Source organism: Sediminibacillus massiliensis (assembly GCF_900156915.1).
Classification (GTDB): domain Bacteria; phylum Bacillota; class Bacilli; order Bacillales; family Amphibacillaceae; genus Sediminibacillus_A; species Sediminibacillus_A massiliensis.
In genome coordinates this window covers 3516697-3539158 of record NZ_LT732535.1, presented here as the reverse complement: position 1 = coordinate 3539158, position 22462 = coordinate 3516697, and the positions used below count along the sequence as shown (strand labels likewise).

Sequence of the window (22462 nt, the reverse complement as noted above, 5' to 3'; positions counted from 1 at the left end):
TTTCATTCTTCTAAGTATTATCTATCATTTCCTGGACAAGTAGTTGGGACTTCAGAGCTTCCCAGCCGTCCACCTCTGGTTTTGAGTCTGTTTCCACACACATTAAGAAATGTTCCACAGCTCCTTGGAATCCTTTCGTCTTTAAAATCGTTTCCCAAGAAGGCGGAAAAGCATTTTGCACCATTTCTTGTTTTTCTATTTCCAGATTATTTAAATTCAATACCCTCATTATGGAACCTTTATTCATCAATTCCAACTTTTCTGCGTTTGAACCAGATTGCCGGTGCATGGCGGTTGTAAGCAGGCGATCGCCAACACGATAATTATGCTTGGCCAATAACAGTTGACCATTTTGATTCGTTTTCAAAAAACTGTCCGTTATCTTAAGCTCCTGATTGCCGCCAAGCCAACGGACTGTATCGACTAGATGGAGATAATCGTCCAACATCGTGAAAGCAAAATCTCCTGGTCCGACACTGTCGGCTCTGTGTTTTTCCATCACTACCCAGTCTACACTTTCCGACTGCTCTTTTGCCTTTACATAGAAAGGAGCAAACCGGCGATTAAAGCCTACCATCAACTTTTTGCCTTTGCTGTCACTTAGAGAAGCAAGTTGTTCTGCTTCATCTGTGGTAGCGGCCAAAGGCTTGTCCACGAAAACGTGTTTTCCTTGCTTTAGTAGTGATGAGACGACTTGGTAGTGGGATGCCGTAGATGAATGAACAAATACGACATCACATTCCCGGCTCAAGTCTTCTAAACTGGAAAAACTTCGCATTCGGTACTGCCCACAGATTTCTTCCCGTTTCTGACTGTTCGGAGAAAAAGCACCTGCCAACTCCCAATGATCCTGCTTGGTAAGTATGGGAATATATGCCTTCTGCGCTATATTTCCCAAACCTACTATTCCTACTCTGGGCCGATCGATTTTCATTCTGTTCTCCCCCTTATATAAGCCAGGCAAAACCACGCTAATCGCACAATTTAGAAATGACAAAAAAGCGTTTGTCTGTTTTTCCATTTCCCCGGCCACCTACCTTGATTGTATCAGGAATGAGCAATTGTTTCCTGTAAAGAGTAGTCGCAGAAATCTTCAAAATAGTAAAAGACAACGCTTCAATCATTTTTATTCACTTTTAGGGGCAGGGGATTTTTGTTGTTCTTTCTTTGCAAGACCTGGAGGGTGTTTCTTATTTTTATCTGAATGCATAGTCGGTTGTTTGGAATGTCCTTTTTTGTTCCTATTTTCGTCTGCACGATCGGCATCTTTCTTTTTCTCGAGACCAGGGGGGTTTTTCTCTCTATTACCATTCTCCCCATTTTGATGTGCGCCTTGCTTGGCTTTTTTCTCCTGCCATTGGTCATTATGCTTATTTCGAACTTTAGTTTCCGGCTTTTTCCCGTCCTTACTTTTTATCTGGACAGGAGGTTTATGATCCTTATTTTTTTCTTCCTTTTCTTCTTCTTTGTTCCCTTTGGTTTGTTGTTCTTTGTTACTTTCGTCCCGCATTTCCTGGGTGGTGTTCTCCTTGCGCTCAACTTGCCCCGTGTTTAACTGTGATATATTTAGGTTGTTTCTCCCCAGTTCATCCTGCCTGGAAGATGTTGATTTATTTGTAAAACCGGATTGGTTATTTGCCTCGTCTTGTTTCTTTTGAGTGGAATCTTTTTCGTTCTTTGTATTATAAAAAGATTGAATAATTTCTTTTTCCCTGCTGTCGATATTAGGTTCTTGATTTTCCGTCTGCATAATCGCAGCTTCTTCATTTGTCAGTTCTTCAGCCATCAATTTATTCATGGATACTTTTTCACTCTGAGCTTCCTGCCGGATTTTTTCAGGGACTTCAAACGTGGCTACTCTCAAATCTTTGTCTGGGTGATTGCTGAAGAATTCGTCCAGCGCTTTAGTGATATATTTATCTTTCTCACGATCCTTAAGATAACTTACTCCGATAATCACCCTGTTCGGGTTATCAAGCATGTCCTCATCTTTTGTTTTGTCGATAATAAGGGACGTGACCTGCTCTACAGATTTATCCTGCCATGCAGGACCAATTTGTTCTAATAACCGTTCAGCTTCTTCATTGAGCGGGTTTATATCCAGTACATACATTTCCTCATTGATTTTCATTTCCAGACTTGGGTTGAGATCTACATTGACATAAGCATACGCTTTATTGCCGTTATACCAGGAATACAACGGGAAAGTAATAATAATCACCAGTGCCGTCATCGCAGCGATGCGTGTACTTGTTTTTCTTTTTCGGCCTGAAAAGAAAAAGTGCATAATATTGTTAGATTTTTTTGGTACATACGATATTTCCAATCCGATTTCTGCATCATCCACCGGATTTGCCTTATGGAAGGTTCCATCCTCATCCATTACGACAATGTAATGACGATGCAACTCCATAACGACTCCTCTTCTCACTGACCCACCCCCTTCAGATAATCTTTCAAATAAAGATAGTCTTCACTTAAAATAATAAAGATTGCTAAAATATATTTCCTGTTTCTTTCCAATGTTTTCTTGCTTACATCGACGATATCCACTAATGCTTTTATCGGTATTTTTTTCTTTTTATAAACATATTCCCTCAACTTTTCGTTTTGGAACAACTGCTTGGCCACCTTTATAGCCGATTCTCTTGCATCCCGATGTTTCGGTGATACCTCCGTAAGTTCCTCAAATGATAATTTATATTGTTTGAGTTTTGCTTGCAAGTCTTTGATTTCTTCTTGTCGGTACCATTTATCCACTTCTTCTTGATATAAAACCTTTGCGGCCAAAATTTCGGACGGATTTTCCATTTGATCTTGTTCATCATTTTTTTCGTCGATTGAGGCCGCAACCAATTTATTTTGCTCCTGCCTGATAAAGTCGATGACCCTTCTTTTGACAACCAGACGGGCAAACGATAAAAATGAGCTCCCTTTTTCAGATGAATAAGATAAAATAGCTTCGTTGAATGCTAACAGACCTACGCTAAATTCATCGTCTGTCTGCGGATCGATATATCGCTTGCATACTTCCGAAACACTTTTGGCGATAAAGGGTTGATACGTTCGTAAAAGATCATTCTGAATTTCTTCATTTCCTTCTTGAACTAACTTGATCTGCTGCTCAAGCAGCGATTTATTTCCTTTAGCAGAGCGATGAGATATCAACCTTCATCACCTCCAGCTTTTATATTTTTCGTTTCTTTGTATTTTTTTGTGGGTGTATTTTCAGTCAATTCTTTTAAATATATTTTTCTAGATGTGTGATTTCCCATTGGCATATGAATCTCCAGTTTCTCTTAATATGAACAATGATACAGAAACTGCAGTAGGGAATCTATCACAGGAAGATTACATTTTGTTTAAAAATAATGTCACATCTTTACGAAAAATAGTTTATATCCGAATATTATGTAGTTATGGAAAATAAAAAAGGCAGGCAACAGAATAACTGTCGCCTGCCTTTTTTCAATAAGATCAAAACCAATATTCGCTTTTCCCGAATGCCGAGTATATTTCATTTTCCTGTGCTCTTGTAACTTCTTGTTTTTCTTTGAGGCCTGGCCCTTGTCGGACTTCTTCTCTTCGGATGTCGACATAGACGTTGCCCTCTGTCCAATCAATCGATTCTACCCAATCGGGAGAAAACAAATAATAATTCTCCGGAAATTCCTGAGCAGATTCTGCCACCAGATAACGTATTTTCCAATTATCCCCATCGATCAGCACATCATTTATGCTGCCAATTTTTCCATCATTTGCATGAATCGTAAAACCTTCTGTCAGGTCTGTGACCGCACGCAATTGGTGCTTCACCTCATCTGCTGTTTCTTCCATTCTTGGAACAGGCTCCGTTTCAACAGGAGCATCTGGAGTTTCGACGAATGGATTATCTTGTGTCCCCCAAAGAAAACCTCCAGACCAATATGGTGTCCAACCATAGTACCTGGTAAGCGCCAGTTCGTAATCCGGGGTCATGGACGAGTTTTCTTCTAAGGATGGGCTATTTCGGACAGTTTCCTTATCACTGGTTACTTCTACATGGCCATTGTCTCTATCCACCTTTTTAAAAGAGGATGGGGACAATAACACGGTACGGCCTGGAAGCCACTTCCGTGTATCCACCCCCAAATAACGGACCACCCATTTGTTGTCATCAAAGTATAATTCTTGAACTTTGCCAAGTTCACCGTCACTTGCCTGTAAACGATAGCTCTCTAAATTTGTGCCGTAATAAAGGATAATCATCCCTCCAAGTTGTGATCTATATTATCAAAATACCCCCAGCCTCTCCCTACAAAACGTATGGTACTATTACTAAAAAGGACCCGGTGCAATACCGGATCCTTGAATTCCATGCTATTTATTCTTCTTGTGATAATAATCGATTGGAACTGCCAGCCCTATGCGGCCATGTTCTTCATGATTGAGGGTGGCAAATACCACACCGATCACTTCGCCATTGCCATTGATTACAGGGCTGCCACTATTCCCCCGGTAGACCGGAGCTTCCAGCATGAGAACCTTCTGATTCCAATCTTCCAACTTGGTATAACCGAGGATTTCCCCTTCATTAGCAATACCCTGGAACCTAAGTGGATTTCCAATAAAATAAAAGTGTTCCTGCTCTTCAAAGGAAGTTCGGTCTGCTAAATCCAGATGTGGGAGCTTGCTGCCTTCAACCTGGAGTACGGCAAGGTCGATTTCGGGATAGCTTTCTATAACTTCTGCCGAATATAAGCCTTGTTCGGGAAAAGCTGCCATGATTCTATTTTCATCCTCGATAACATGATGATTCGTTAAAATGAGCCCATCAGCAGAAATAGCAAAACCCGTGCCCCTGCTATCTCCAGCTTCGATGACTACTACCGCCTCTTTGTAATCACTGATTGTTTCATTAGATGATAGTTTTGCCGAGGTAATCAGAAAATCGACAGCCGGAACGGAAAAAGTATTTGGTAAAAGCGCGATGACATTGATAAACATCGCAATAGCAACGAGCCAGAAAGCCCATTTAGGAAAAGGGCGTTTTGGTTTATTTCTCTCCTCCCTTTCCTTCATCAGCGCTTTTTGCTTTTCTTCTTCCAATATCTCCAGCAATTCTTCCTCATCGATTTCCTCATATAAATCTTCATCGATTATGTCTTGATTCCGATTGTCTGAATCCTTCATCGATCCACCCCGCAAACGTCTCACCCATTGATCCTTCAGACTGCTTTTTCCGCTAATTTCCCCTGCTGCATTTGGTACATTTGATAATATTTCCCTTGCTGTTCCAACAATTCCTGATGATTTCCTTGTTCCTTGATTGTACCATTATCGAGTACATAAATCTTGTCAGCCTGTTGAATCGTAGATAAGCGGTGGGCGATAACTAATGTCGTCCTGCCTTGCTTCAGTACTTCCAATCCTTGTTGAATGATAGCTTCTGTCTCCGTATCAATATTGGCAGTAGCTTCATCCAGAATCAGAATAGCCGGATCAAATGCCAAAGCACGTGCGAAAGAAATCAGCTGGCGCTCCCCCATGGACAAAGTACTTCCTCCCTCTTTCACCGGCTCTTCATAACGATTCGGCAATTTCTCTATAAACCGATCTGCCCCTACAGCCTTTAGAGCATTTATCGCCATTTCCCGGGAAATAGTCGGTTCATTCATCGTTACATTCGACAATATGGTGCCAGTAAATAAGAAAGGGTCTTGCAGGACAATCCCCATATGGCTCCTCACCTGTTGTCTCGACAGCGTCTTGCTGTCGATACCGTCCAGCCGAATGATGCCTTTTTGCGGGTCATAAAACCGGAATAACAAGTTCATAATAGAACTTTTGCCAGAACCGGTATGGCCCACAAATGCAGCCGTTTCTCCTGGTTCAATTACCAAGTTTATGTCTTTCAGTACTTTATCCTTCCCATTATACGCGAAGGAAACAGAATCAAATTGAACGTGCCCTTTATAACGATCAACCGGGCTGTTATTTACTTTTTCACCCTTCTCATCCATTAGCTCAAAGACTCTCCCAGCCGCGACTCGAGCCTGTTCCAACAATGGCAATTGGTTGACGATATCGGTCACTGGATTGAACAATCTTGTCAGATAATCGACAAAAGCATACAGCACACCGGCTGTCACTATCCCCTCTGGCCCGATCGAAGAGGAGCCAAAGTACCAAATAAAGGCTACGAATGCCATGTTCCGCAAAACATTCACCAGGTTGTGCGAGGTGAGGGCGCTTAGTTTGACTAACTTTTTCTGATAAACGAAATGCCGTTCATTTAATTGTTCAAATTCCTCCAGCGTATCTTTTTCCTTTCTAAAAGCCTGGATGATACTCATTCCCCGGATGGATTCATTAATGTTACCGTTAATTTCACTAACCGTGGACCTGACAACCTTGTTGTACTTTGACCCGAATCGTTTATAGATTTTCATCCATAACACAATTACAGGCAGTAATATTAAACATAATGTCGCCAGCTTGAAGTCTAATAAAAACAGAGCTACATATATTCCAGCCATATAGATGATACTTGTTACAAAAACAGACAACACTCTCTCGTACAAGTCCCTGATTGCTTCCGTGTCATTTGTGATCCTTGCAACAATCCTTCCCGCCGGCTGATCAACATAATAATTGATCGGCACTTCCTGCGTATGTTCGAATACATCATTTCTCATCTTTTCGACCACCCTGTTCGAAGCTTTCTGGAGAAGGTAGGTCTTTCCGAATTGAAAAATCGCCGCAATCAAAAGCAATATTACATAAAGAACCAACAGCCCGACGATGGGACCTTGTTCCGGTGCAAAGAAATGGTAAAGCTCACTTACACTCAATCTTTCCGCCTTTACTTGCGTGCTGCTGTCATTTGTCTGGACAGTGATCATCCCATTATCAACAGACCTCTCGCCATTAAGCGGAATCGCTTCCTCCGTCATATAATAAGATCTGCCTACTTGAACAAGACTGACTTCACCAAGTGAAGTGTCTGACTGCACGCGATCTTCTCTTTTGTAAAATTCGCCATTGTAAGAAACAGTATATTTATCGTCATTTTCTTCGACCAAATGCCAGGTCGTCTCTATACCCGTAATATGTTCATCAATGACTCTTTTCGCAATCAAAGGGCCGGCAAGTTCCAATGCTACAGCCACAACCAAACATAAAAGCCCAATGAAAATGATCTTCTTAAATTGCATTGCATAGTCAAATAAACGTCCTTCGGTTGATTTATTCATTAGGAGATCACCTCCTGTTCTTCCAGCTGCTGCTGTTTGTACTGTGCAGCATACCAGCCATCAATCTCCAACAATTGCTCGTGTGTACCGATTTCCGTTATCTTTCCTCCGTCCAGGACGATAATCTTATCTGCATGTTCTACCGCAGATAGCCTGTGCGCAGAGATAAAAGTAGTCTTGTTGTTTCTCACTCTTTTTAAGTGTTTGATAATGTTCGCTTCTGTCTTACCGTCAACTGCAGACAATGCGTCATCCAGAATCAGGATTTCCGGATCCTTGATAAATGCACGGGCAATAGCGACCCGTTGTTTTTGCCCCCCGGAAAGAGTAACACCACTTTCCCCTACTTTCGTATCAAGACCTTGCGGGAGAGCTTTCAAATCATCAAGGAAATGAGCGGCATCCATCACCCGGTAAATTTCCTTGTCTTCTGCATTCTTCTTTCCAAATCGAATGTTTTCTCGAATCGTTTTGGAAAATAGAATTTGTTCTTGCGGTACATAGCCTATCCACGACCGGATATGTTGAAGATCCAGCTCCTCGATAGGAATCCCGGAAATAGATAAACAACCTTCAAGCCCGGGATACTCACGCAAAAGCAGGCGGAAAATCGTCGTTTTCCCTGCCCCAGTCTTGCCGACAATCCCGATTGTCTGCCCTTTCTCCACCGAAAAACAAAGATCGTCCAGCTGGTATTGATTACTGCCGGGATAGGAAAAACGGACTCTATCAAAAAGAATTCTGTCTGGTTTTTCCATTAAGACAGGGTCATCGGGACTCTCAACATCTGCGCTGTAATCCAGTGTTTCATTCACCCTGTCTAAAGAGGCATTCCCCCGCTGCATCACATTGATCAACTCACCTACTGCAAACATCGGCCATATCAGCATTCCAAGATAGACATTGAAAGATACAAGCTCTCCCAAGGTCAATATGTTTTCAAATACCAGCATGGCACCATATCCAAGACCGACTGTATAGGCAAGCCCCACCAATATCTTCATTGTCGGCTCGAACAATGCATCCACTTTGGCTACTTCCAAATTTTTTCTATAAACATCGGCCGTCATTTGATTAAAACGTTTTAAATCTTGTTCTTCCTGGACATAAGCCCTGATTACCCTGACTCCTCTGATTGATTCCAACACTTCGTTATTCATGTCGCCAAACGCATTTTGGGCTTTCATGAATCGCTCGTGGATAATGTTTCCATATTTTTGCATCACCACCGCCATAACCGGCAGCGGAAGCAATGCAGCCAGCGTCAGCTTCCAGCTGATTGTGAAACCCATTACTGCGATAATCATAAACATGAAGATACTAGAATCTACGAGTGTCAGAACCCCGAAACCTGTAGTCATCGAAATAGCTTTAAGATCATTTGTACTCCGGGCCATCAGGTCTCCTGTCCGGTATTTACCGAAAAACGTGGGCGTCATTTTCAAAAAGTGGTTCATCAATCTGGTCCGAATCAGCTTTTCCATTATCGCTGCCCCGCCAAATAGATTGTAATCCCACAAATACGAAATCGTATAGCTTAAAATGATCAGGACACCATATAGCAGAAGAACATTCCATAAGCTCTGCCAAGTCAATGTCCCGTACTGAATATTGTCAATAGCCATACCTATCAGTTTGGGAGGAATCAAATCGATCATACTCGCCAGTACGAGAGCGACGATCGCAAATGTGTATCGTTTCCAATACGCCTTAAAAAACCACTTTAATTTCTTGAATACACTGAACATTTCTGCCACCTACTTTGTTTTGATTCCGATAATTGCTAACCGCTTTCTTTCCAATCTTCCATCAACATTCTGACTTCCTTACCTTTCAACATCATACTTCTCCTCCTTTAATTGATATTTATGAGAAACAGGGACGGAATTCTACCGTCGCACTGCAGCCAAACAATTCTAAAAAAAAACGCACACATCCGAAGACGTGCACGTAATCATGCAAACATAAAAAGGCCACGGAGTTATAGTACGTGACCTTTGGATAGATGTATTGATATGTAACCATAGACGAGTACTTACATATTTTTAATCTGCTTCATGGAGGCCACGTGTATGAAGTTGTTTGAATGAATTCCTTTAATTACTTTTTCCATCGTTTGTGACCTCCTTTCGTATTTATGCTTCATCATTATATAATTGTGAACAATCTGTGTCAATGCGATATTTCATTTTTCTGAAAAAAATGGCAAATTTGGGTTTTTGACCATTCTTGCACACATAAAAAAACTTGCCCGAAGACAAGCTTTTTTCTCATATATTTACTTGCTAATTCCTAATTTCACCATGTTGGATACCTTAACTTTAGAAACATTAGTCGCTTCAGCAATTTGTTCCGGGGTTACATGTGGATGTTTCAGGATAAATAATCTTACTCTTTCACTCTCGGCTAAACAGACTGGACATGTCATGAACGGAGAAGGCTCCATTGGTTCTTTACACAATCTGCAATTTCTCTTTATTTCATCCATCTAATCACCCTTTCTTCCCCCAATAATCTATTATAGCTATTCGACCCCATTTGCAACTTTCGGGGTGCTTGGTCAAATTATTTTAATTAAGAAAAATAATCCATCCTTCTTTTGGTATTATTTCTATTATATCATCTACTCAATATAATAAAAATTGAAAGTTTTCAGAACTTTTTTGTTTTTGTGTCGAATTTTGTATTAATTGCATTAAATATTTGTATCCCTTACATTAATACCAGCTTTTTAATAATAAAAAGGATGGTATGCAAATGTTACTTGAGGATTTTGTTCGATTCAATGAGCAATTTGTGAAGGAAGAAAAATATAAATCAATCGAAACAGACAGTTTCCCGAATAAGAATGCTGTCATTCTGACATGCATGGATCCGAGACTGGAGGAACTTCTTCCCCAGGCACTAGACCTTAAAAATGGCGATGTGCACATGATCAAGACAGCAGGTGCCTTACTGACAGATCCTTATGACAGTGTAATGCGCAGCCTGCTGATGGCTGTCTATGATTTGCGTGCTGATGAAATTTTCGTTATCGGCCACCATGATTGTCAAATGACTGGGTATCAATCGAAAGAAATCATTGAGAGAATGGAAGTTCAAGGGGTTGATCAGCACAGATTGGATTCGATAAATAATAATGAGAAAGACCTTCATCAATGGCTGCATGGTTTTGAATCTGTGGAAGATGGGGTGAAAACTACAGTCGAACTGATTCAAAAACATCCCCTTCTGCCGGAAGATTTGCCAGTACACGGTCTGGTTATGGACCCAGCCACAGGGAAAATCGACATTGTCGTTTTCGGATACTAGAGCTTAATTCTATTGTTTAGAAGTCTCTTTGCATGTGGAGGCTTCTTTTATTTTTCTATAATCACCTCTGTTCCCCTCATAATTCGTTCAAAATACTCCATACTAAACATATCTGCAGAATGGAGTTGGTTTACTATGAGGAGACGGATAAAATCGAGTGCAAGTTTACCAATAACAATTGAAGAAATGAAGGACCTATTGAATAAAAAACTTCCAGATACCCCTGACTTGCAGATTCAAGAATTTGAAGTAAAAGGCGGAAAAATTCTGGTCTTCTTTATTACCTTGCTGGTTACAACGAAACAGCTGAACAACAATATCCTCTCCCCACTCCTTACCAAGGATGAAAATTGGGATACCCAAAAAATCCTAAACGAATTGCCATTAGGGGAATCTTCTTCCCATACCGATTTTAGTGAGGTTATTGATGTCCTTATTAAAGGTTCTGTAGGTATTTATATTGAGAAAGCGTCAGAGGTGATCACCTATTCCATTCCTAATCGTGAACACAGACAAGTAGAAAGAGCTGAAAAGGAATCGACAGTGCTTGGCCCGCGTGATGCTTTTACAGAGTCATTGACAACTAATCTAAATATTGTTCGTTGGCGTTTGAATACTAGTGATCTTGTAACAGAAAAAGTTATAATCGGTGAAAGAATTCCCACAGAGGTCCGACTTGTCTATTTAAAATCCCTTGCCAATGAAACCGATGTGCAGACCATGAGACAACGACTAAAAGAATTGGTTGTGGACAATATTGAAGATACGATGCCTCTTATCCACTTTATTGAGGACTCGTCGACCTCCCTCTTCCCGCAATTCTATATTACGGAACTTCCTAGCCGGTTTACATATTCCGTTTCCAAGGGAAGGGTTGGTGTTCTTGTCGATAAGAGTCCGAGCGGATTTGTCGGTCCCACTTCCTTATTCAGTTTTTTCGAATCCACTGAGGATGTCTTCATGCGCTGGAATGTGGGTTCTTTTATACGGCTTTTGCGGTTCATTGCATTGATTATTTCTGCCTTGCTGACGCCTGCATATGTCGCAGCTGTTACCTTTCATTACGAAATCATTCCCACCCCATTACTGACAACACTTGGGGAGTCGCGTGCTGCTGTCCCATTCCCCCCTATCATGGAAGCTGTTCTGCTTGAACTATTAATCGAGCTGCTCAGAGAAGCTGGAGCAAGGCTTCCTACCAAAGTGGGGCAAACAATTGGTATCGTAGGTGGTATCGTCATCGGACAAGCAGCAGTGGCAGCAGGATTAACAAGCAATATACTCATCATAGTTGTTGCCATGAGTGCTCTTGCATCCTTCACCGCACCGAGTTATGCGATGGGATCCACCATAAGAGTTATCCGGTTCCCAATGATCATCATTGCAGGGATGATTGGCTTGATCGGTGTAATCGGCGGTGTCAGCTTCATAGTTATCCATTTACTGCGGACAACATCTTTAGGCAGACCATATTTACTTCCAGCTTACCCGTTAAATCTTAAGGATTTCGATAATTCCTTTTTCAGGTTACCTGCTTTTGTCAGCAACCTGAGAAGTATCTCATATCGTCCGAAAGATTTGACAAGATACAAACAAAGAAGGGCCCGGATGAAAAAGGATATTGATGAGTAGGAGGAAAAACAATGGGACCAAATCTGACCATAAAACCCAACAAACAAATAAAAGCTTTCTACTTATTTTTCCTCCTTATATCCATTCAAACAGGGGTGGGGATCATGGGGGTTCCCCATCATATTTTCTTAGAGTCCAAACATGATGCCTGGATTTCCGTGCTTATAGCCGGGGCTGCTTTGCATTTAGTTGTCATGGTCATGTTCTTCATCTTAAAACAATATAAAAATGCGGATATCGTGAGCATCCAGACTGATATTTTCGGCAAATGGATCGGCAAACTACTAGGAAGCTTCTTTATCGTCTATTTTTTTGTAGTTACGTTAAGCGTGTTGGTTGATTATATAGAAGTGGTCCAAGTCTTCATCTTCCCTACTATGTCTCCATGGGTAATGAGCATTTTAATGATTTTACTTACTGTGTACACTTTGCTAGGAGGAATCAGGGTTGTTGTTGGTTTAATCTTTATATTCTTCTTTTTTTCCTTGTGGCTGCTCATTTTTTTGTATAAGTCAGTTATATTGATGGATTTATCCAATTTCTTGCCTATTTTCCAAGCGACAACAGGAGAATTGCTCTCCGGGGCTTACAAAACATCCTTTTCTTATGTAGGAGTCGAACTCATTTTTTTCATCTATCCTTTTATCCAGGACAAACAATCTGCACATAAGTCTGCACAGCTCGGAGTTGCTTTCACGACCTTTTTACTCCTGCTCGTGACAGTCATTTCGATTGGTTACTTCAGCCCTTTAGGATTGGAAACTTTACTTTGGCCGGTCCTCGTCCTGTTTAAGATTATTGAATATGCCATCATCGGCAGGTTTGATGTTTTAGTCGTTACTGCATGGTTTTTTGTAGTACTGCCGAGCATTGTCTTATTTACATGGATAACCACCTATACTATTAAAAGGACTTTCAGGGTGCAACAAAAAAAAGCGGTTTATTTTGTCGCTTTGCTACTTATCGTTTTAGGAGCATTGATGAAAGACCAGACAACAACTAACTTCCTTACCGATCTTATTGCCAGAGTTGGATTCTGGGTGGGATTTATTTATCCATTGGTTCTTTATCCACTAGTCTTGATCAAGAAAAAGGCAGAAAAAAAGAGGAGAGCGAAGAAATGAGCAAGAAATTAGCCTTTCTTTTGGTATTCTTACTGTTTTTGTCTGGGTGTGCTCAAATATATCAAATAGAGAAGCTCGGAGTAATCAATACTCTGGGGATTGATAAAAAGGAAGAGAACGAAGACTTTCATTCAAGCTTTATTTATTTTCAATTCGACCCAGAATCGAAAAGAATCAATGAACTGGTAAAAGCATCCTCAGAAACAATATACGGAACCATACAAAATGCAAATTTGGAGGCCAATTATCAACTAGTAATCGGAAAAGCACGGATGATGGTGTTGGGAAGATCTCTTGCAGAAGAAGGTGCTAGTCAAGTATTAGATGCATTGAATCGAAATGCCAAAATACCAGATACGTTGTTCGTAACAATGGCGGATGGCCAGGCCAGTGAAGTCTTACAAAGTGTTTATGATAACAGTACAACAAATGCAGGAACGTACTTAGAGCAAATTATCGATACAAATACAAGGCAGGAAATTGTGACTAGGAGTACATTAAGAGATTTCCTTCATCAATACTTTACGATAGGGTTGGATCCTGTATTACCAATGGTAAGCATAAATAATGGAATGCCGAAAATTGATAAACTTGCCTTGTTCAGAGACGATAAATATATAGGTAATATTAATACTAGAGAGGGATTTTTTGTAAAACTACTGACAGATAATTATAAAACCGGAAGAGTACAGACTTCCGTACCCTCAGAAATCTTCAAAGAATATAAGAAAGGGGTAAATGGGGGTCATGCTAAACAGCTCGACCTTGTTTTAAGCGAGATAAGAAGCAAAACAAAAATAAATGTTCAATCGATTGAAAAAGTGAAGTTCAAAATAGATGTAAAGATTGAAGGAAGAATCATGGAAACGACGGACTCCATCAAAATAAACGATGAAGTGATGAATAAATTAGAAGAGGAAATATCAAAAGACTTATCCAAAAACCTAAAGGAACTCATTACAAAACTCCAGGAGTTAAAGGTGGATCCAATTGGTTTTGGGCATATTTATAATACTAAACGACCAATTACAGATGAAGAGTGGCAGGCAATCTACCCAAATATGGAAGTCGATATAAACATTAAAACAAAAATATTAAGACATGGAATGATTCAATAATCTATCCGGGATGATCATCCCGGATAGATTTAACCATTAAAAATCATCAGGATGCAGCCCGAGCCGATTGTCATTATCCATACTGTTGATTTTGTCGATATCATCCTGAGTCAGTTCAAAATCAAAAATATCGGCGTTCTCCCGCTGCCGCTCTTTGCGGACAGATTTCGGAATGGTGATGATTTCATTTTGAAAATCCCAACGAAGAATGATCTGGGCAGCAGTCTTATTATATTTTTCAGCTATTTCCTGTAAAACAGGGTGATCCAAGTAAGTGCCCTTTGCAATCGGAGACCAAGCCTCGACTGCGATGTTATGCTGCTTACAGAACTCCCTTGTTTCCACTTGGGAAAGTTGTGGATGAAGTTCGATTTGATTGATCATCGGCATGATTTCAGAATCTCTCATTAAGTCATCCAAATGATGAGGAAGGAAATTGCTGACACCAATTGCTCGTGCTTTTCCATCTCCATAGACCTTTTCTAAGGCACGCCAAGTATCTTTATACTTATCGGACACCGGCCAATGGACAAGATAAAGATCAACATAGTCAAGGCCGAGCTTTGTCAAACTACGGTGAAAAGCTTCAAGCGTTTCTACAAACCCTTGTTCATCATTCCAGACTTTCGTGGTGACAAATATCTCCTCTCTCGGAATACCACTGTCTTTTATCGCCCGTCCGACACCTTCTTCATTTTCATAAAAAGAAGCAGTGTCGATATGCCGATAGCCAAGTTCTAAAGCAGTTTTCACAGATTCATAGACTTCGTTCTCTGCCATCTTATAAACTCCCAACCCCACCGAAGGAATCTCCACTCCATTATGTAACTTGGTTGTCGTAGTCAAACTCATCAAAACTATCCCCTTTCTCTAATGAAAACGCTATATTTATTTTAACCCAATAAACTTTCAAAATAAAATGTAACACCCCTTTTAGAAAAGGGCTGTTTTCTCCCAACTTAAACTTTCGGAAGCTTTCGCTCTATCCACAGAAAGGATGCGACTCTCACCATTACACGACCGAGTGCCACCAATCCAATTAAATCCCCTATTATTCCCCAAGTATTTGTCGCCAGCATCCAAATAGCGAGGACCAACATGATAAGGAATGTTATATTGCCAGCAGTACCGTTTACCGGCCTCCAAGCCGTATGAATTGTGGCAGTCTCTTTATCTTTTTTATTGAAACAAACATAATGGAATGGATGAATCCGCAGCCAGTTCGAAGCTGTAACCAATTCGTCCCTGTTTTTAATCTCTTTATGACAATACCTGCATATCGTAGGTTTCATCCTGTCTCCCCTATTCAGTCTGTTATAAAAGTAATAAAGGCAGATCCCGGCAGGATATGCCTTTATCCGGTTACTTACCGGTTTTTTTGATTATATCGATTACTTGTTCTTTCGCTTCCCGGCTTTCATATTTCCGCATGTTTTTGAGGTATGTCTCTTTATTCTCTTTGAGATCCTTCAATTCCCTTACAAGACGCTCATCTGTCAGTTCTTCCTCTTCGACCATGGTGGCATACCCTTGTTTCTTAAAGGACTGGGCATTCAAAATCTGGTCGCCTCTGCTCGCATTTCTGGATAAAGGAATAAGCAGCATCGGCTTGCGTAAAGCAAGGAACTCGAAAATGGCATTAGAACCGGCCCGTGACAACACATAGTCCGTGGCCGCAAATAGATCGCTAAGTTCCTCGTTGACATATTCAAACTGGGTGTACCCTTGACGATCAATCGACCAATCGGCATTGTTTTTCCCGCAAATGTGAATGATTTGAAATTCCATAAGCAGTTGATCGAGCTGACCTCGAACTGTTTCATTTATTTTGTGGGAGCCGCCGCTTCCCCCCATGATCAATAATACCGGCTTTTGATGGTTGAGCTTGGCAAGGGCCAAACCTCGTTCCCGGGAACCTGTAAATAATTCTTCCCTTACGACAGCACCTATCCATTCTGCTTTCTTTTCAGGTAAATACTGCATTGTTTCCGGAAATGTGGCCAGGACTTTTTTCGCAAAAGGGATCGCCAACTTATTGGCAAGCCCTGGGGTATAATCCGACTCGTGAATTACAGCCGGTGTTTTGCGCATCCAGGCTGCCGCCAGTACCGGTACTGACACAAAACCGCCTTTTGAAAAAATAACCGAAGGCTTCTTCTTGCCGATGATCCTGTAGGCCTCCATCGTTCCTTTCAACACTTTGAATGGATCTTTAAAGTTTTCTTTGGAAAAGTAACGGCGCAGCTTTCCGGTAGAAATTGCATGATAGTTAACATTATCAAGACGGCTGATTAATTCTTTTTCTATCCCGTTCTTTGAACCGATATAATCGATATCCCATCCTTCTCGTTGAAAATAAGGGATAACGGCCAGATTGACAATGACATGTCCTGCCGTTCCTCCTCCAGTAAACAGAATTCTTTTTCCTTCCATGGTAATGCTCCCTCTCTTTTCTTTCCAATCTTGATTGGCAAAGTATATTAATCATTTCAACTATGCTATAATCCTCTCTGTTATAGACGAAATCAACAGATAAAGGAAGAACCTCATGTACCAGACAGATACAATCCGTCAAAAGCTAAAATTGTTCATGGTAATCCTCATTCCCATTTTAATCACTCAATTAAGCCTGTATGCCATGAATTTCTTTGATACCGTCATGTCCGGGAATGCCGGGACAGGCGACTTGGCTGGCGTTGCAATCGGTTCAAGCTTATGGGTGCCAATTTTCACGGGGATCAATGGGATTTTACTTGCCCTATCACCTATTGTAGCCCAACTAACCGGAGGTGGAAAAGACAAACAAGTTCCTGAAACTGTCCGTCAGGGAATTTATCTTTCAGTCGCTTTGGCGCTTCTTGTCTCTTTGTGCGGATATTTTCTATTAGATCCAGTGTTAAACCGGATGGAACTGGAACCGGAAGTCCGCCATGTTGCGAAGTATTATCTAATCGCCATCGGCACCGGGATTATTCCTTTGTTCCTTTTTAACATTGTCCGTTGCTTTATCGATGCTCTAGGACAAACGAGGGTTTCTATGTTTATTATACTCATATCTCTGCCGCTGAATATATTATTCAATTATATGTTCATTTTCGGCAGGCTAGGAATGCCCGCACTCGGAGGAATCGGTGCCGGAGTTGCCTCATCGTTGACTTACTGGCTTACTTCAGTTATTGCATTTCTGATTATTTTAAAAGTACGGCCGTTCAAACAGTATAAAATCCTCAAGGTTTGGAGCATCCCATCCGTACATGCATGGTGGGAGCAATTAAGGATAGGCATCCCAACCGGTTTCGCCATTTTCTTTGAAACGAGTATCTTTTCAGCAGTTACATTGTTTATGAGTGTGTACTCCACAGAAACAATAGCTGCACACCAGGCAGCCATTAACTTTGCTTCATTTCTTTACATGATACCTTTAAGTATTGCAATGACACTGACGATAGCGGTAGGATATGAAGTCGGCGGAAACCGGATTAACGAGGCAAAGACTTACTCCTATCTGGGTTTAGGCGCCGGGATTTCGGTTTCTTTTTTGGCCGGGTTTATTCTGTATGTCCTGGATGATACTGTAGCCCGGCTCTATAATGATAATCCAGAAGTGATTACGCTGACGAAGCAGTTCATTTTCTATGCGATATTCTTTCAATTCGCCGATGCTGTGGGGGCTCCTCTTCAAGGTGCACTACGGGGCTACAAGGATGTCAATATTACGTTGATCATGGCATTCATTTCTTATTGGGTGATTGGATTGCCTAGTGGATGGGTTCTTGCCAATTATACAGGATTCGGGCCTTTCGGTTACTGGATCGGAATCATCATCGGCCTCAGCGCAGGAGCCATCACATTATACGGCCGGCTCCTTTCCCTGCAAAAATCCCTTTCCAGAAAAGCAATACACAACACCTAAAAAAGACTGTCCGCTTCATTCAACCATGCGGACAGCTTTTTTCTATACGTAAAATTCATAAACTACGACCTAACTCTCTATAGCGTGACTTCCTTCCATCCTTTTCTGATTGAGTGGTATTCCAGCGCTGCGGAAAAATACTCGCTTTGAATAGAACTTTTGATCAAGTGGGAAGTGGTCCTAAATTTGTTTAACAGATATTCCTTAACCAAAATTCAGAAAAAATCTAATATCGAAGGCTGAACACGCAGACTCCTCGAAAATGAAAAACGATTTTCTTCGTGCGATTTCTTGCTGTCGAAGCATTCCTTATCCTATGGGAACAGCGNCGGAAGTCCGCCATGTTGCGAAGTATTATCTAATCGCCATCGGCACCGGGATTATTCCTTTGTTCCTTTTTAACATTGTCCGTTGCTTTATCGATGCTCTAGGACAAACGAGGGTTTCTATGTTTATTATACTCATATCTCTGCCGCTGAATATATTATTCAATTATATGTTCATTTTCGGCAGGCTAGGAATGCCCGCACTCGGAGGAATCGGTGCCGGAGTTGCCTCATCGTTGACTTACTGGCTTACTTCAGTTATTGCATTTCTGATTATTTTAAAAGTACGGCCGTTCAAACAGTATAAAATCCTCAAGGTTTGGAGCATCCCATCCGTACATGCATGGTGGGAGCAATTAAGGATAGGCATCCCAACCGGTTTCGCCATTTTCTTTGAAACGAGTATCTTTTCAGCAGTTACATTGTTTATGAGTGTGTACTCCACAGAAACAATAGCTGCACACCAGGCAGCCATTAACTTTGCTTCATTTCTTTACATGATACCTTTAAGTATTGCAATGACACTGACGATAGCGGTAGGATATGAAGTCGGCGGAAACCGGATTAACGAGGCAAAGACTTACTCCTATCTGGGTTTAGGCGCCGGGATTTCGGTTTCTTTTTTGGCCGGGTTTATTCTGTATGTCCTGGATGATACTGTAGCCCGGCTCTATAATGATAATCCAGAAGTGATTACGCTGACGAAGCAGTTCATTTTCTATGCGATATTCTTTCAATTCGCCGATGCTGTGGGGGCTCCTCTTCAAGGTGCACTACGGGGCTACAAGGATGTCAATATTACGTTGATCATGGCATTCATTTCTTATTGGGTGATTGGATTGCCTAGTGGATGGGTTCTTGCCAATTATACAGGATTCGGGCCTTTCGGTTACTGGATCGGAATCATCATCGGCCTCAGCGCAGGAGCCATCACATTATACGGCCGGCTCCTTTCCCTGCAAAAATCCCTTTCCAGAAAAGCAATACACAACACCTAAAAAAGACTGTCCGCTTCATTCAACCATGCGGACAGCTTTTTTCTATACGTAAAATTCATAAACTACGACCTAACTCTCTATAGCGTGACTTCCTTCCATCCTTTTCTGATTGAGTGGTATTCCAGCGCTGCGGAAAAATACTCGCTTTGAATAGAACTTTTGATCAAGTGGGAAGTGGTCCTAAATTTGTTTAACAGATATTCCTTAACCAAAATTCAGAAAAAATCTAATATCGAAGGCTGAACACGCAGACTCCTCGAAAATGAAAAACGATTTTCTTCGTGCGATTTCTTGCTGTCGAAGCATTCCTTATCCTATGGGAACAGCGAAAGGTCTTCGATGGGGCGAGTAACCGCAGTCCCAAAAGGTCTTCGATGGGGCGAGTAACCGCAGTCCCAAAAGGTCTTCGATGGGGCGAGTAACCGCAGTCCCAAAAGGTCTTCGATGGGGCGAGTAACCGCAGTCCCAAAAGGTCTTCGGTGGGACGAGGAATCACAGTCCCAAAGGCAGCAAGGATGTTAATTCAAGTAGTCCCCTGGCTGAGGCCGTGCCCATGGAAAGAGAAGTATTCTGCCGCAGCGAGGCCATACCAGTCATTTATAACAAGAATGAGAGGAAGTCTCCCTAGAATGAAATTTCACTGTATCACAATTCCCCTCTAATGTGATTAACTAAAGTCCAACCATAACTGGTGAGATGGATCTTATAGAAAGATAAGTAAACCTATTAATAACAAGATTAATGTGACAATGATAAGCGGGAACAGGACAACTAGCAGCGATTTCCATATGGAAAATTGATAGAAAAATTTTACCGTTATAAGATAGTAAACAAAATAGACAACACCTATCACACTATCTATGGAAAAATAGACAGCATTGTCAAATTCAGTCGTAAAGTAATCTGCTCCTGATATGGAAATGAAGATAAAAGCCAATAAAACCTGTAACCAAATGATCAAATGTGCCCAGGAAAAGGCCATTCGGAACCCCCGAAGATTCCGCTCTCCTTTAAAAAGACCGGCTACAAGGTCGGTAATCCACGAACCGATCATGAAAGAAATATACCCGACTACAGGACCGACAAGAACCAATAAGATAAGCAATGTTGATAAAGACAAGTCTTCCCCAAAACTCTCTGACTGCATCGTTCCGGCAAAATCGGATATACCAGCTATTAATACAAGCATCATCGGATATCTATAGGTATTCTTATCCACTTGTTCTTGCATCACTTTATGGGGATGCCGCCAATAATCTAAAGCCATTCTCAAATAACCCAATACTCTCCCTCCTTCCATAAGTACCCAATTATCATCCTATCATATATGTAAAAACCAACCACTCCTCAGGTGGTTGGTTTCTAAGTTATTTACTGGTTAAGATTCAGGACGACCAGCCGCTCTTCGGTCATTTCTTGAATGGAATACTTAGGCCCTTCCTTACCGGAGCCGCTGTCCTTAACCCCGCCGTATGGCATCAAATCCACCCGGTATTGCGAGGAATCATTAATCATCAAACCGCCTACTTCCACTTTCCTCGCTGCGTAAAAGGCTGTATCCAAGTCTCTAGTAAAGATGCCACCCTGCAATCCATATGGCGACTCGTTCACTTCTTCAATACATTCCTCTAAATCATTGTAGGTAATCAGGCTTACTACAGGAGCGAAAATTTCCTCACAGACAACTTTCATATTTTTGTGCACATTGGAAACGATTGTCGGTTGGAAGACCGGACCGTTCCTCTTGCCGCCGACAATCACTTCTCCCCCGTCATCGACGGCTTCCTTCACCCAGTGCTCCGCTCTTTCGGCCTCTTCTTCGGCAATCATCGGTCCTACATCTGTATCCGGATCACTTGGATCACCGACTTTCAAATCCTTTATTGCCTGAACCAGCTTTTCTTGAAATGCCTCTTTCACTTCTTCATGTACATAGACCCGTTGAACAGATATACAAACCTGACCAGCATATGCAAACCCTTTTTGGGCAATGTTGTTTGCAGCCAGCTCGACATCGGCATGTTTATCAACAATGACCGGCGAATTGTTTCCAAGCTCCAATATCAATTTGTTCAATCCTGTCGTTTGTTTCAGCTTTAAGCCTATCTTCGCACTACCAGTAAAGGTGTACAGGCTAATCCTGCTATCCTTCATCAATTGCTCCCCAACTGTTGAACCAGAACCGACTACCACATTAAACAAGCCATCCGGCAGCTCTGCTTCTTGAAAAATCTGCGCAAGCTTGAGGGCAGTTACCGGAGTAGCGCTGGCCGGCTTAAGAACTACGGCATTTCCTGCAGCGATGGCAGGAGCAACTTTATGGGCAACAAGATTCAGCGGAAAGTTAAAGGGACTGATAGCGCCGACAACCCCGACAGGCACCTTGATAGTGAATGCCATACGGTTCTCCGATCCTGGAGCTGCCTCGACCGGAACCCCTTCACCACTTATCCTTTTCGCCTCTTCAGATGCAACTTCAAAAGTTTGTGCAGCACGTTCCACCTCTGTTCTCGCTTGTTTAATGGGTTTACCTGCCTCATTCATGATGACTTGTGCCAACTCTTCTTTCTTTTCCAACAGCAGCTCACTGACTCTTTTAAGTATTTGATAGCGCTTATACGGAGAGAGTGGATTTTTTTTAAAAGCAAATTCTGCACTGGCCACAGCCTTCTCGACTTCTTGCCCTCCCGCTTTACTGACAACTGCATAAGTATCCTGCGTATATTTATTGATTACTTCCAGTGTTTCACCTGTCTCCATCCACTGTCCGTTGATAAACAACTTGAATTTTTCAACCATGGTAA

General features: G+C 41.6%; 18 protein-coding genes. 6 read left to right on the top strand and 12 right to left on the bottom strand.

Features of this window, described 5'->3' with window-relative positions; genetic code table 11:
- Window positions 1-10: 10 nt before the first annotated feature.
- The 7 genes from CZ434_RS18335 to CZ434_RS18305 form a co-directional block, all read right to left on the bottom strand.
- Entirely contained in the window at window positions 11-928 is a 918-nt protein-coding gene (locus CZ434_RS18335) for a Gfo/Idh/MocA family protein (protein WP_077625252.1), read from the bottom strand.
- Between the two features lie 198 nt (window positions 929-1126).
- Window positions 1127-2431: an anti-sigma-I factor RsgI family protein gene (locus CZ434_RS18330; protein ID WP_077624451.1), complete on the bottom strand. Its 1305-nt coding sequence runs from the start codon at window positions 2429-2431 to the stop codon at window positions 1127-1129.
- Entirely contained in the window at window positions 2428-3168 is a 741-nt protein-coding gene (gene sigI / locus CZ434_RS18325) for an RNA polymerase sigma factor SigI (protein WP_077624450.1), read from the bottom strand. The genes CZ434_RS18330 and sigI overlap by 4 nt, the downstream gene beginning before the upstream one ends.
- Window positions 3169-3477: 309 nt before the next feature.
- Window positions 3478-4248 carry a PRC-barrel domain-containing protein gene (locus CZ434_RS18320; protein ID WP_077624449.1) on the bottom strand — a complete coding sequence of 257 codons (771 nt, stop codon included), beginning with the start codon at window positions 4246-4248 and terminating at the stop codon, window positions 3478-3480.
- 111 nt (window positions 4249-4359) lie between these two features.
- Window positions 4360-5172: a S1C family serine protease gene (locus CZ434_RS18315; protein WP_077624448.1), complete on the bottom strand. Its 813-nt coding sequence runs from the start codon at window positions 5170-5172 to the stop codon at window positions 4360-4362.
- A gap of 35 nt (window positions 5173-5207) precedes the next feature.
- Window positions 5208-7235, bottom strand: a complete 2028-nt coding sequence (locus tag CZ434_RS18310) for an ABC transporter ATP-binding protein (RefSeq protein ID WP_077624447.1) — start codon at window positions 7233-7235, stop codon at window positions 5208-5210.
- Window positions 7235-8983, bottom strand: a complete 1749-nt coding sequence (locus CZ434_RS18305) for an ABC transporter ATP-binding protein (RefSeq protein ID WP_077624446.1) — start codon at window positions 8981-8983, stop codon at window positions 7235-7237. Before CZ434_RS18305 ends, CZ434_RS18310 begins: the two co-directional genes overlap by 1 nt.
- Window positions 8984-9992: 1009 nt before the next feature.
- On the opposite strand from CZ434_RS18305, the gene CZ434_RS18295 reads away from it, so the two are divergent.
- From CZ434_RS18295 to CZ434_RS18280, 4 genes are all read left to right on the top strand, one after another.
- Window positions 9993-10547 (top strand): beta-class carbonic anhydrase, encoded by a 555-nt coding sequence (locus tag CZ434_RS18295; protein ID WP_077624444.1) that lies wholly within the window; start codon window positions 9993-9995, stop codon window positions 10545-10547.
- Between the two features lie 135 nt (window positions 10548-10682).
- The gene (locus CZ434_RS18290; RefSeq protein ID WP_077624443.1) at window positions 10683-12179 is read left to right on the top strand and encodes a spore germination protein; all 1497 of its coding nucleotides are present in this window, start codon (window positions 10683-10685) and stop codon (window positions 12177-12179) included.
- 11 nt (window positions 12180-12190) lie between these two features.
- Window positions 12191-13303 carry a GerAB/ArcD/ProY family transporter gene (locus CZ434_RS18285; RefSeq protein ID WP_077624442.1) on the top strand — a complete coding sequence of 371 codons (1113 nt, stop codon included), beginning with the start codon at window positions 12191-12193 and terminating at the stop codon, window positions 13301-13303.
- Complete coding sequence (locus CZ434_RS18280) at window positions 13300-14421, top strand: Ger(x)C family spore germination protein (RefSeq protein WP_077624441.1); 1122 nt, start codon at window positions 13300-13302, stop codon at window positions 14419-14421. Before CZ434_RS18285 ends, CZ434_RS18280 begins: the two co-directional genes overlap by 4 nt.
- Window positions 14422-14457: 36 nt before the next feature.
- Here CZ434_RS18280 and CZ434_RS18275 read toward each other — a convergent pair whose 3' ends face one another.
- The 3 genes from CZ434_RS18275 to CZ434_RS18265 all read right to left on the bottom strand — a co-directional run bounded on the left by CZ434_RS18275 (window position 14458) and on the right by CZ434_RS18265 (window position 16854).
- Window positions 14458-15273 (bottom strand): aldo/keto reductase, encoded by an 816-nt coding sequence (locus CZ434_RS18275; protein ID WP_245831024.1) that lies wholly within the window; start codon window positions 15271-15273, stop codon window positions 14458-14460.
- A gap of 107 nt (window positions 15274-15380) precedes the next feature.
- The gene (locus CZ434_RS18270; protein WP_077624440.1) at window positions 15381-15713 is read right to left on the bottom strand and encodes a hypothetical protein; all 333 of its coding nucleotides are present in this window, start codon (window positions 15711-15713) and stop codon (window positions 15381-15383) included.
- A 70-nt stretch (window positions 15714-15783) separates the two neighbouring features.
- The gene (locus tag CZ434_RS18265; RefSeq protein ID WP_077624439.1) at window positions 15784-16854 is read right to left on the bottom strand and encodes an undecaprenyldiphospho-muramoylpentapeptide beta-N-acetylglucosaminyltransferase; all 1071 of its coding nucleotides are present in this window, start codon (window positions 16852-16854) and stop codon (window positions 15784-15786) included.
- A gap of 115 nt (window positions 16855-16969) precedes the next feature.
- On the opposite strand from CZ434_RS18265, the gene CZ434_RS18260 reads away from it, so the two are divergent.
- Both CZ434_RS18260 and CZ434_RS18255 read left to right on the top strand, forming a co-directional pair.
- Window positions 16970-18334: an MATE family efflux transporter gene (locus CZ434_RS18260; protein WP_077624438.1), complete on the top strand. Its 1365-nt coding sequence runs from the start codon at window positions 16970-16972 to the stop codon at window positions 18332-18334.
- Between the two features lie 262 nt (window positions 18335-18596).
- On the top strand, window positions 18597-19658 hold the full coding sequence (locus CZ434_RS18255; RefSeq protein ID WP_077624437.1) for an MATE family efflux transporter: 1062 nt from the start codon (window positions 18597-18599) through the stop codon (window positions 19656-19658).
- Between the two features lie 703 nt (window positions 19659-20361).
- On the opposite strand, the gene CZ434_RS18250 is transcribed toward CZ434_RS18255, so the two are convergent.
- Window positions 20362-20940, bottom strand: a complete 579-nt coding sequence (locus CZ434_RS18250) for a YIP1 family protein (protein WP_077624436.1) — start codon at window positions 20938-20940, stop codon at window positions 20362-20364.
- An 89-nt stretch (window positions 20941-21029) separates the two neighbouring features.
- Complete coding sequence (locus CZ434_RS18245) at window positions 21030-22457, bottom strand: aldehyde dehydrogenase family protein (protein WP_077624435.1); 1428 nt, start codon at window positions 22455-22457, stop codon at window positions 21030-21032.
- Window positions 22458-22462 lie beyond the last annotated feature (5 nt).